This window comes from Rhodosalinus sp. (genome assembly GCF_041685465.1).
Classification (GTDB): domain Bacteria; phylum Pseudomonadota; class Alphaproteobacteria; order Rhodobacterales; family Rhodobacteraceae; genus Rhodosalinus.
In genome coordinates this window covers 1-10,271 of sequence record NZ_JAWLFS010000101.1, presented here as the reverse complement: position 1 = coordinate 10,271, position 10,271 = coordinate 1, and the positions used below count along the sequence as shown (strand labels likewise).

11 protein-coding genes are annotated in these 10,271 nt (G+C 72.7%); 3 read left to right on the top strand and 8 right to left on the bottom strand.

The genetic code is table 11. The features are described from left to right. The 5 genes from ACESL7_RS08470 to ACESL7_RS08450 all read right to left on the bottom strand — a co-directional run. Positions 1 to 949: ABC transporter ATP-binding protein (locus ACESL7_RS08470; protein WP_372892881.1), on the bottom strand; the 949-nt coding region annotated here is incomplete at its 3' end. Beyond that, positions 942 to 1,721 (bottom strand): ABC transporter ATP-binding protein, encoded by a 780-nt coding sequence (locus ACESL7_RS08465; RefSeq protein ID WP_372892880.1) that lies wholly within the window; start codon positions 1,719 to 1,721, stop codon positions 942 to 944. The genes ACESL7_RS08465 and ACESL7_RS08470, both read right to left, overlap by 8 nt. Before the next feature lie 45 nt (positions 1,722 to 1,766). Continuing rightward, entirely contained in the window at positions 1,767 to 3,008 is a 1,242-nt protein-coding gene (locus ACESL7_RS08460; protein ID WP_372892879.1) for an ABC transporter substrate-binding protein, read from the bottom strand. A gap of 21 nt (positions 3,009 to 3,029) precedes the next feature. Next, positions 3,030 to 4,010 carry a branched-chain amino acid ABC transporter permease gene (locus ACESL7_RS08455; protein ID WP_372892878.1) on the bottom strand — a complete coding sequence of 327 codons (981 nt, stop codon included), beginning with the start codon at positions 4,008 to 4,010 and terminating at the stop codon, positions 3,030 to 3,032. Further along, complete coding sequence (locus ACESL7_RS08450; protein WP_372892877.1) at positions 4,010 to 4,873, bottom strand: branched-chain amino acid ABC transporter permease; 864 nt, start codon at positions 4,871 to 4,873, stop codon at positions 4,010 to 4,012. The genes ACESL7_RS08455 and ACESL7_RS08450 overlap by 1 nt, the downstream gene beginning before the upstream one ends. 117 nt (positions 4,874 to 4,990) lie before the next feature. Between ACESL7_RS08450 and ACESL7_RS08445 the strand changes: the two genes are divergently transcribed. After that, positions 4,991 to 5,587 carry a hypothetical protein gene (locus tag ACESL7_RS08445; RefSeq protein WP_372892876.1) on the top strand — a complete coding sequence of 199 codons (597 nt, stop codon included), beginning with the start codon at positions 4,991 to 4,993 and terminating at the stop codon, positions 5,585 to 5,587. Here the strand turns inward: ACESL7_RS08445 and ACESL7_RS08440 are convergent. The 3 genes from ACESL7_RS08440 to ACESL7_RS08430 all read right to left on the bottom strand — a co-directional run bounded on the left by ACESL7_RS08440 (position 5,575) and on the right by ACESL7_RS08430 (position 8,119). After that, the gene (locus tag ACESL7_RS08440) at positions 5,575 to 7,296 is read right to left on the bottom strand and encodes a phosphoenolpyruvate hydrolase family protein (protein ID WP_372892875.1); all 1,722 of its coding nucleotides are present in this window, start codon (positions 7,294 to 7,296) and stop codon (positions 5,575 to 5,577) included. The genes ACESL7_RS08445 and ACESL7_RS08440 overlap by 13 nt on opposite strands. A 65-nt stretch (positions 7,297 to 7,361) precedes the next feature. Next, positions 7,362 to 7,571, bottom strand: coding sequence for a hypothetical protein (locus ACESL7_RS08435; RefSeq protein ID WP_372892874.1), 210 nt, complete (start codon positions 7,569 to 7,571; stop codon positions 7,362 to 7,364). Further along, on the bottom strand, positions 7,568 to 8,119 hold the full coding sequence (locus ACESL7_RS08430) for an EF-hand domain-containing protein (RefSeq protein ID WP_372892873.1): 552 nt from the start codon (positions 8,117 to 8,119) through the stop codon (positions 7,568 to 7,570). Before ACESL7_RS08430 ends, ACESL7_RS08435 begins: the two co-directional genes overlap by 4 nt. A gap of 173 nt (positions 8,120 to 8,292) precedes the next feature. Here ACESL7_RS08430 and ACESL7_RS08425 point away from each other — a divergent pair, with 173 nt between their 5' ends. Both ACESL7_RS08425 and ACESL7_RS08420 read left to right on the top strand, forming a co-directional pair. After that, positions 8,293 to 9,024 (top strand): response regulator, encoded by a 732-nt coding sequence (locus tag ACESL7_RS08425; protein WP_372892872.1) that lies wholly within the window; start codon positions 8,293 to 8,295, stop codon positions 9,022 to 9,024. After that, positions 9,021 to 10,271: ATP-binding protein (locus ACESL7_RS08420; RefSeq protein WP_372892871.1), on the top strand; the 1,251-nt coding region annotated here is incomplete at its 3' end. The genes ACESL7_RS08425 and ACESL7_RS08420, both read left to right, overlap by 4 nt.

The window sequence follows — 10,271 nt, the reverse complement described above, 5'->3', positions numbered from 1 at the left end:
CCGGATCGACCGCCGGCGGCGGAGGCGGGCGGCCCATCTCCCAGCGGCTGGGCGGCGCAGGCGGTTCGGCGTCCTGCGGCGCGGGGCCGGTCGGCGCGGAGGTGCCGTGGCCCCAGCGTGTCATCGGGCCGAAGGCGGGCGCAGGTGGCGCAGCCGGCGCCGGGTCGGCGGCCGGCGCGGCGGGGCGCGGCGCCTCGGCCTGCCGGGGCTCCGCGTCCTGCCCGGCGCTCTCGCCGGCCACGCCCAGCATCCTTCGCTGCATTTCCCGATCGGCGGCGAGCGTCGCGCTCTCGGTTTCGGTGGCGATGCGGCCGTTGACCATGACCGCCACGCGCGGCGCGACGGCAAGCGCCGCCTTGAGGTTCTGCTCCACCAGAAGCGTGTCGATGCGGCCCTCGTCGGCGAGTTCCGCCAGCAGCGCCACGATCTGATCGACGATCACGGGGGCGAGGCCCTCGGTCGGCTCGTCCATGATCAGGAGGCGCGGGTTCTGCAGCAGCGCCCGCGCGATGGCGAGCATCTGCTGCTCGCCGCCCGACAGTTCCGCGCCCCCGTTCCCGCGCCGCTCCGCGAGGCGCGGGAACACCGTGTAGACACGGTCCGGCGTCCACTCGCCGCCCTTGGTCGCGACGACCCGCAGATGCTCGTCCACCGAGAGCGCGGGCCAGACGCGCCGTCCCTGCGGCACGTAGGCCACGCCCTTCGCCGTGATCTGGTGCGGTTCAAGCCCCGTCAGCGTCCGGCCATGGGCCCGGATCTCCCCGGCCGTCGCCGGGTGCAGCCCCATGATCGCACGGCAGAGCGTCGTCTTGCCCATGCCGTTGCGCCCCACGAGGGCGAGGACACCCGCGCGCAGCGTCAGGTCGACGCCCTGAAGGACATGCGCCTCGCCGTAGTGGACGTGAAGGTTCGAGACCTCCAGCGCCGGGGTGCCCGCGCGTTCAGCCATCGCCCTCTCCCAGATAGATCGCCTGCACGCGCGGGTCGGCCTCGATCTCCTCCGGCGTGCCCTCGGCGAAGAAACGGCCCTGATCGAGCACCGTGACCCGGTCGGCGACGCGCAGCGCAACCTCGAGGTCGTGCTCGATGATGACGAAGGTGAACTGCCGCGGCAGGTCCTCCAGGATGCCCACCAGGTCGCCACGCTCCGCCGCCGAAAGGCCCGCGGCCGGCTCGTCGAAGAGCACGAGACGCGGCCGGCCCGCCAGCGCCATGCCGATCTCGAGCTGCCGTTGCTGTCCGTGGGCGAGATCGGCGACCGGCGCCGCCAGCAGCCGCGCCAGCCCGACGTATTCGCCCAGTTCCCGCGCCCGCACCCGGTGCGCATGGTCGCGCGCTGCCGGGCGCATCGAGAAGCGGCCCGCCGCCACACCCTGCTCGGCGAGGAAGAGATTCTCCTCCACCGTCAGCCCGCGGAAGAGCCGCGAGGTCTGGTAGGTGCGGCGCAGCCCCGCGCGGATGCGGTCGTGTGCGGGCCGGTCCGTGACATCCTCCCCGAAGAGGCGGATGCGGCCCGACGACGGCGGGAAATCCCCCGTGATGCAGTTGAAGAGCGTCGTCTTGCCGGCCCCGTTCGCGCCGAGGATCGCGTGCCGGCCGCCCACGCGCACGTCGAGCTCGATCCCCTCCAGCGCGACGAGCGCGCCGAAGCGCTTGCCCACGTCGCGGAGCGACAGGGCGAAGTCCTGCTCGGGACCGAAGAGGCGATGGGCAGTGGCCATGGAGGGCTCCGGCGGCCCGCCCCTCGCCGGGGCGGGCCGGTCACGTCAGGGACAGGAGGGGTTGTCGCGGCTCGCCGGACCGAGGGCGAGAAACTCCTCGCGCGGCATCCCGAGCGTCTGTGTCACGTCCTCGGTGACCCCGATGACCTCGTTGTAAAGCTCCCCGTCCTCGTCCATCGCGACTTCCGTCAGGAAGATATCGGCGATGGCCTGCCGGTTCTCGTCGAGCGTCACCTCGCCGGTGGGCGTCTCGAGCGTCATCGTCGCCAGCGCCTCGCGGAAGGCGGCCTGACCGTCCGACAGGTCGCCCTCGACCTCGTTCAGCCCCTCGAGCACCGCGAGCGTCGAGACGTAGTAGCCATGCGCGAAGAGCGAGGGCGAGCCCAGCCCGTCGGGATAGGCCTCGCGGTAGGCCGTCTGGAACGCCTCCCACGCGGGGTTGTCCCAGTTGTCGGCGATCGGCCCGGCCGTGGGCGTGCCCACGAGATAGTCGCGCCGCCGCCCCTCGGCCGAAAGCACCGACTGGTCCACCGTGATCGAACCGCCGATCATCGGCTTGGTGCCGCCGGCCTGCTGATACTGCGTCAGGAAGTTGACCGCGTCCGACCCGCCGAGCGCGACGTAGATCGCGTCCACGTCCTGCGGGATCGAATAGACGATCGAGGTATAGTCCTTGTTGCCGATCGGCGCCCAGAACTTCTCGGGGACGGTGCCGCCCATCTCGCAGAAATCGAGCATGAAGCCCATGACCTGGCTGTAGGGAAAGGAGTAGTCCTCGGCCACGGTGGCGACCGTGGTCCAGCCCTTTTCCTCGATCACGTATTCGCCGAGCCCGGCCATCCACTGCGTGCCGTCCGTGGTGAAGCGGAAGAAGTTCTCGGATGGCTCGCGCAGGGTGGTGTCGGCCGCCGCCGAGGCGCCGTTGACGAAGGTCACCTCCGGCTGCGTCTTGGAATAGTCGCGGATCGCGATGCCTTCCGAGCCCGAGAGCGGGCCGATCACGATGTCCACCCCGTCGTTCTCGACGAGCTTGCGCGCCGCCTGCACGGCGCTGTCGGGTGTCGCGTCGGAGGCTTCCGAGATGAGCTCGATCTCGCGCCCGCCGGCGGCATGGCCCGCCTGCTCGAGGGCGAGTTCGAGCCCGCGCATGCCTTCCTCGCCGAGCACCGTGAAGGCGCCCTCCAGCGTCGCGATGGAGCCGATGCGGATGGGGTCGTCCTGCGCCAGGGCCGTCGTGCCCATCAGCGCCGCGGCGAGCGACAGCCCGAATGCCGGTGTCCGTGTCATGGTGTCTTTCCTCCCTTGGTTTCAGTCCTCGCGCGCGGTTGATCCCGCGTCTTGTGGCGGCCGCATGAGGCGGCGCCAGATGCCCAGCAGCCCGTCGGGCGAGAACAGCACGACGAGCAGGAAAAAGGTGCCGATGATCAGGTTGAAGCGTTCGCGCGCGGCCGGAAGCGCCTCGACCGCGAAATTGTCGATCAGGACGAAGGCAAGCGCGCCGACGAAGGCGCCCACCGGGTGCGACAGCCCGCCGATCACGGCGATCACGAGGATGTCGATCACCGGGCCGAGGCTGACCGTGCCGGGGTCGATCCGCGTGTTGAACCACACCAGGAGCACGCCGCCGGCCGAGGCGAGGACACCCGCGACGAGATAGGCGGCGATGCGGTGCCGGTAGACGTCGAAACCGAGCGACTCGAGCCGGCGCGGCTCGTCGCGCAGGCCCTGCAGCGCGAGGCCGAAGGGCGCCGCGACAAGGCGCGCGATCCAGAGGTATCCGGCCGCCGCGGCCGCGAGGCACAGGTAGTAGAAGGGCGCCGGCCGGCCCCACGGCTCGGGCGGCACGACCTCGGCGTAGCCGTCGAAGCCGTTCAACAACGGGTAGTTCTGCCGGGTGAAGTAGAAGAAGACCACGGCGATCGCGAGCGTGATCATGATGGTGTAGATCCCCGACGTGCGCACCGCGAGCAGGCCGATCACGCCCGCCGCCAGCATGCCGAGCACCAGCGCCAGAAGAACCGCCGGAAGCGCCGGCAGGTTCAGCGCCGGCCCGGTGCCGGTCGTGGTCAGGATCGCGACCGTGTAGGCGGCGACGCCCGCCACGGTCATCTGTCCGAGCGAGACCATGCCGCCGAAGCCCGCCAGCAGCGTGAGCCCCAGCGCGATCAGCCCGAGGATCAGCGCGCGCCCGAGGATCTGCACCAGCCAGAAGTCGGTCAGCACGAGCGGCGCGGCGATCAGCGCCGCCAGCGCGACAGCCGCGCGGGGGTCGATGGCGCGCCGCGCCATCAGGCCCGCCCCAGAAGGCCCTGCGGGCGCAGCGCCAGCACGGCCACCAGGATGAGGAAGGTGTAGACCACCCCGTAGGTCGGCGTGTAGGCGAGGCCGAACTGCTCGGCGAGCCCGATCAGAAGCGCGCCCAGCGCGCTGCCGGCGACCGACCCCATGCCGCCCACGATCACGACGATCAGGCTGATCAGCAGGAAGCGCAGATCCTCGCCCGGCGCGATCGACAGCACCGAGCCGCCGATCACCCCGGCGAGGCCGGCGAGCCCGGCGCCGATGGCGAAGGTGACGGCGAAGACGGCGTGAACGTTGATCCCGCTCGCCTGAACCATGTCGCGGTCGTCCACGCCCGCCCGGATGATCATGCCGAGCCGCGTGCGCGTCAGGAAGAGCCAGAGCGCGATGCCGACGACGACGGCGACGAGGATCGTGACGAGCCGCATCGTCGGATACATCGGCAGGCCCGGAAGCCCCACCGGGAAGGCACCGAAGAGATAATCCGGCGTGGTGATCTGATAGGTGTCGCCGCCCCAGACCCAGAGCATCAGGTCGGCGGCGATGATCGACAGGGCGAGGCTCACCAGCGTCTGGCGCAGCTCCTGCCCCTCCATGTGCCGGAAGACGGCCAGTTGCAGCACCAGTCCCACCGCCGCGATCGCCGCGAAGCCGGCGACGACGGCGCCGTACCAGCTTCCGGTGGCGCGCTGCACCTCGAAGCCCACGTAGCCGCCGAGCAGATAGAGCGCGCCGTGCGCGAGATTCACGATGCGCATCAGCCCGAAGATCAGCGTGAAACCGCTGGCCACGATGAAGTAGAGCGCGGCCAGCGACAGCCCGTTGAGCAGGGTCGCCATGAAGAGCGTCACCTGTGTCCTCCCTGTGCCCGGATCGGGCGCCTCCCGAGTGGGACGTTAGCGGTGAGTGACGCCGGCGACCACGGCCGCGGCTTTCCGTACCGGGTAAATCCGGGTAACAAGGATGGCATGTTCGCGAATTCTCCCGCGCTCGCGCTGTTCGGCGGTCCGCCCGACCGTCTCTCGACGGCCAGCGCGCGGCGCACGGTCGTGACGCTGCCCTGGTCGGACGGGCCGCTGCCCGGCGATCCGTGGCTCGCCCATCTTCTGCCGCGGCGTGACTACAACACCCGGCTGCTCGACCGGCTCGCGACGGCGCCGCCGCCACCCGGTGCAGCGGTCGCGCTCTTTCTCGCCGATCCGCTGCTGCGGCTCCGGCCGACGCTGCGCAGGCTCCGGGCACAGGGGGTGGCGGGAATCGCGGCGTTTCCGGGGCTCTCGCGCTTCGGCGGGGGCTTCGGCGACGCCCTCGCGCAGGCCGGGCTCACACCCCGCATGGAGGCCGAACGCCTGGCGGAGGCGCGGGAGGCCGGTTTCGTGACGCTCGCCGCGGTCTGGGACGGCGCGCGGTGGCCGGACGACATGCCGTCGCCGGATCACGTTCTCGCGCCAGCAGGCACGCGGCTGCGTCCGACAGGCGCCACGCGCTGGGCGTATCCGTCCGGGCCGGCCGGGCGCCGCCCCCGCGACCTGATGATCTGCGCCGCCGCGCCTCAGAGCCCGTGACGCCGCATCCGGTTGTAGAGGGTCTTGCGCGAGATGCCCATTTCGCGCGCCGCGGCCGTCCGGTTGAAGGCATGCCGGCGCAGCGCGTCGAGGATCCACGCCCGCTCCGCGGCCCGGCTGCTGGCGCCCTCTCCGTCCCGGCGGGGCAGGGCGAGCACCGGGTCCAGATCCACGGCGCCCAGCGTGCCCCGCGCGCCGGACGCCGTCAGCGCGTCCACGAGATGGCGCAGATCCGAGACGTGGCGCGGCAGCTCCGCCCGCATGAGCAGCCCGAGCGCGCTCGGCCCCAGTTCGAAACTCCCGCCCGCCTGCGCGATCAGCCACTCGAGGAGGTCCGGCACATCCTCGCGCCGCTCCGTCAGGCCGGGCATGACGATCTCGCGCGGGGCGAGGCGCGCCGAGAGCTCCGGGACGATGCGGCCGCGCGCCGCGAGTGTGGCGATCGGAAGGTCTGACAGAAAGACGAGCGTCGGCCGCGGCGCAATCGCGACACGTCCGCGGTAGCGCGTGTAGGCGCCGCGGTCGAGAAAGCGGGCAAGCTTGCGCTGCCAGCGCGGCTCGAGCGCCCGCAGCGGCTCGATCTGCAGCGCGGCGCCGTCGGTCTCCTCCAGAAGCCCCGCGCGCTCGGTGCCGCGCCCGAAAAGGCGTATGCCCGTCTCGAAGGCCGGCTGTTCCTCGACATCGAGGATCGAGAGCCGCCCCTCGAGCCCGGCGCGGGCGAGCCAGACCCGCGCGGCGGCATGGCGCTGCGTGCCCGGCGGCCCGGAAATCACGAGATGCCCGCCGCTCGCCGCGCTTCGCGCCAGTCGGGCCAGCGCCTCCTCGAGCGCCTGCGACGGACCGACGAGGCCCGCCGCCTCTTCCAGGCGGCGCAGCCGCGCGTCGCGCGGGCGCTCCGGCCGGCGCGCCCGCGCCGCGGACTTGAAGGCGAGCGCCCGGTCGTAGACCGCGTCCTCGATCGGCAACCGGTCGAGCGTCGAGCCGCCGACGTAGCCGCGCGTGCCGGCCTCGGCGCAGATCTCGGCCACCTGACGCGGATGGACCACCGGCCCGCCCTCGATCAGCACCGCGGTTTCGGGCGCTTCCTGCGCAAGGCTTCGGGCGATCGTGCGTGCACGCAGGATCGCCTCGTTGATCGACACGTCCGGCACCAGCTCGGTGAGCCGACCCCCGGCGTTCCAGCCGAAGTTGACGCAGACCATGTCCGGCGCGATCCGGGCCGCGGCGCGGGCCTCGGCGTCCGTCGTGACATAGGCAAGCGTCGAGAGGCCGAGGGCCGCGGCCTGCGCCAGCATCGCCATCTCTGCCTCGAAGCCGCAGCCGGCCGCTTCGAGGCTGCGGCGCACTTCCCCGGAATAGTGCACCACCGTGGGAAAGTTCACGACGCCCGCGACGTCGCTCGCCGCCAGCCGCCGCAGGTCCTGCGAAAGCCGCGCGGGCGGCTCGAAGACCGTCAGTCCGGCGTAGACCGGCACATGGATCTGCGCGGCGATGTCCCGCCGGGCGATCTCGATCATGTCGGCATTCGTGTCGCCGAGCGGCAGCATGGACGCCACCGAGGGCAGCCCGCGTCCACGGATCTGCCCGGCGTTGAGGGCGAGCACGAAATCCGCGCCGCCCCGCTCTGCCGCCCGCGCCACGAGCCCGCTGCCGATCGCCGCGCCGAGGAGGAAGGGCCGGTCGATCGGGGCGCGCCGCCTGTCCTGCATCTCCGCCCTCCGGTCGGTGGCCGCGCCCCGCTCCCCGCGCGGCACGGCGCGGGGCGATCCCGCGTTCACCGCGATCGTCGCCCGATCTGCACGCGCGGATCAAGCGGCGGCGCCGCGCTCGCGGCCGGAGGTGCGCGGCACGGCTCTTGCGCAATGGGTGGCGTCACGGGCTGTTGCGCGGCGCCGAATCGGGTGACCACGCCGGGCAGGGCGATGCCGCTGGCGCGCGCGTCGGGGCAGGCGCGGTGGCCGCGCCTGCCGTCGTCGATGCTCACTCGGGCGCCGTGCGGCCCTCGCGCGACTGCATCAGCATCCGGCGGGCCATCATCTGCGCAGGCAGGGCCAGTTCCTCGGGGCTGAGGCGTCCGTCACCATCGACGTCGAGCCGCGCGAAGGGCCGGGAGGCCATGCCGCGCGCGATCTCGGCGAAGAGGTCTTCGAACTCCGCATCGGTGAGCCCGCCGTCGCCGTCCGCGTCGTGGCTCGCGTGCAGCGCCTCCGCCCCGGCCCGCGCCTCTTCGAGGGTCACGGTGCCGTCGCCGTCGGTGTCGAAGTCCTGAAAGGCCGGCGTTTCGGCCAGCGCGCCGAGGCGGGCGGAGCCGCCCCCCTGTCGTCCCTGCCGCGCCATGCCCATGGTCTGGCCATCGCGGCCCTGCCGGCCCATCCCGGAGCCGTCAGGCGCCGTCATCATCCCACCGCCATGGTGCCCCATCATCATCTGCCCGGCGCCGGGGCCGCGGTCGCCGGAGGCGGCGAGGGCGGCAGCGCCGAGGAGGGTGCCGGCGGCGAGCGCGCCGAGGGTCAGGATCGTCTTGCGGGTCATTGCGTCACCTCTTCGGTCTGGTGTGTCGATGAGGCCAACCTGCCCGCGTCCTGTCGCAGAAGGATGCCGGCGGGGGCGGGAAAGTGTAACGCTCTGTCGCAGGACGCCTGCCGCGCGACGGAGCGCGACAGGCCGCCTGTCCTGCGCGCGCGGATCCGCGCTATCACGGGGTCATGACCTCACCCGACCGCATCCCCCGAATCCTCGTCGTGGACGATCACCGCGAGATCCGCGACGCCGTCACCCGCTACCTTCAGAAGAACGGCATGCGCGCCGAGGCCGCGAAGAGCGCCGCCGAAATGGACGCGGCGCTGAAGGCCGGGCGCTACGATCTTGTCGTGCTCGACGTGATGATGCCGGGCGAGGACGGGCTTTCGGCCGCGCGCCGGCTTGCCGCCGACGGCGGTCCGCCGATCCTGATGCTGAGCGCGCTCTCGGAGGAGACCGACCGCATCGTGGGGCTGGAGATCGGGGCGGACGACTACCTCGTGAAGCCGTTCAACCCGCGCGAGCTTCTCGCGCGGGTGAAGGCGATCCTGCGCCGCGCCGAACGGCCCGAACCGCTTGCGGGACGCCTCGGCGGGCGCAGGCTCGCCTTCGCGGGCCGGGTGCTCGACACCGACACGCGCCAGCTCACGCAGGCCGACGGGCGGCAGGTCGCGCTCACCACGGGCGAGTTCCGCCTCCTCACCGCGCTTCTGGAGCGCCCGCGCGTCGTGCTCTCGCGCGAGCGGCTCCTGCACCTGACGACCGGGCGGGAGGCCGATGTCTTCGACCGCAGCATCGACAACCAGGTGAGCCGGCTGCGCCGCAAGATCGAGGACGACCCCGCCCATCCGCGAATCATCGCCACGATCCGCGCCGGCGGCTACAGCCTCGCCGCCGAGGTGCGGGAGGTGACATGAGCCGGCTCCGGCCCCGCGGCATCCTCGGCCAGCTCGCCCTCCTGATCCTGCTGGCCTTCCTCGCGGCGCAGGCGGCGAGCGTCTGGATCTTCGCCGGAGAGCGGGGCGAAGCGCTCAGCATCGCGCAGCGCATCGAGACGGTCGAGCGCGCGGGCACCGTTGCGCGGCTGCTGGAGCAGGCAGAGGGGGGCGAGCGCGCGCTGGTGCTGGAGGCGGCGGGCTCGCGGCTGCGCCGCTTCACCGTCGACACGGAGCCGCTGATCGGGCCGGAGGCGACGTTGCGCCCACGCCTGCGTGCGCGGCTTCTGGGCCGGATGGGGCTGGATGCGGACCGTGACATCCGCCTGAGCGAGGCGCATGCGACGCATGCGATGCAGGGGGCGGGGCATCACGGCCGGCGGCACGGGCGGATGGCGGAGGCCGGCGTGGCGCCGGTGGAGATGCGCCTCTCGATCCCGCTTGCCGGCGGCGAGTGGCTCAACGTCACCTCGCGGGCCTGGCGTCCGGGTGTGCAGCTTCCGCCCGCGATCCTCGGCACCACGGTCGTCTCGCTCGCGCTCCTGATGGGGGCGCTCTGGCTCGGGCTGCGGCGCATCACCGGGCCGCTCCGCCGGTTGGCTCGGGCGGCGGACGCCGTGGGGACCGACGCGCAGCCCGTCGACATGCCGCGCGACGGCCCGCGCGAGGTGCAGGCGCTCGCCGAGGCGCTGGCGCGGATGCAGCGCCGGCTCGCGGGGATGATGGCGGATCGCACGCGGATGCTCGCCGCGCTCGGCCATGACCTGCGCTCGCCGATCACGGCGCTGCGGCTGCGCGCGGAGATGGTCGAGGACGCCGAGACGCGCGAGCGCATGACCGCGACGCTCGACGAGATGCAGGAGATGGTGGAAGCCACGCTCGCCTATGCCCGCGGCGTCTCGCCCGATCAGCCGCCCGAGCCGGTGGATCTCGCAACGCTCCTCGCCGATCTCGCCAATGAGCTCTCCGAGACCGGCCCTGCGGTCACGGTCGCCGCGCCTGCGCCGGCGGTCCTGCCGCTCCGCCGCCTCGCCCTGCGCCGTGCGCTGCGCAACCTTTTGGAGAACGCGCAGCGCTACGGCGGCGGCGCGCGGGTCCGGCTGGAGGTGGAGAACGGTCTGGCCCGCGTCGTGATCGAGGACGACGGCCCCGGCCTGCCCGAGGGCGATCTGGAGCGGGTCTTCGATCCGTTCGTGCGTCTCGAGACCTCGCGCTCGCGCGAGACCGGG

Excerpts from the sequence above, each read along its gene's own strand:
- ACESL7_RS08425 (WP_372892872.1), top strand. The coding sequence starts at position 8,293 with ATGACCTCACCCGACCGCATCCCCCGAATCCTCGTCGTGGACGATCAC.
- ACESL7_RS08430 (WP_372892873.1), bottom strand. The coding sequence starts at position 8,119 with ATGACCCGCAAGACGATCCTGACCCTCGGCGCGCTCGCCGCCGGCACC.
- ACESL7_RS08440 (WP_372892875.1), bottom strand. The coding sequence starts at position 7,296 with ATGCAGGACAGGCGGCGCGCCCCGATCGACCGGCCCTTCCTCCTCGGC.
- ACESL7_RS08465 (WP_372892880.1), bottom strand. The coding sequence starts at position 1,721 with ATGGCCACTGCCCATCGCCTCTTCGGTCCCGAGCAGGACTTCGCCCTG.
- ACESL7_RS08460 (WP_372892879.1), bottom strand. The coding sequence starts at position 3,008 with ATGACACGGACACCGGCATTCGGGCTGTCGCTCGCCGCGGCGCTGATG.
- ACESL7_RS08455 (WP_372892878.1), bottom strand. The coding sequence starts at position 4,010 with ATGGCGCGGCGCGCCATCGACCCCCGCGCGGCTGTCGCGCTGGCGGCG.
- ACESL7_RS08445 (WP_372892876.1), top strand. The coding sequence starts at position 4,991 with ATGTTCGCGAATTCTCCCGCGCTCGCGCTGTTCGGCGGTCCGCCCGAC.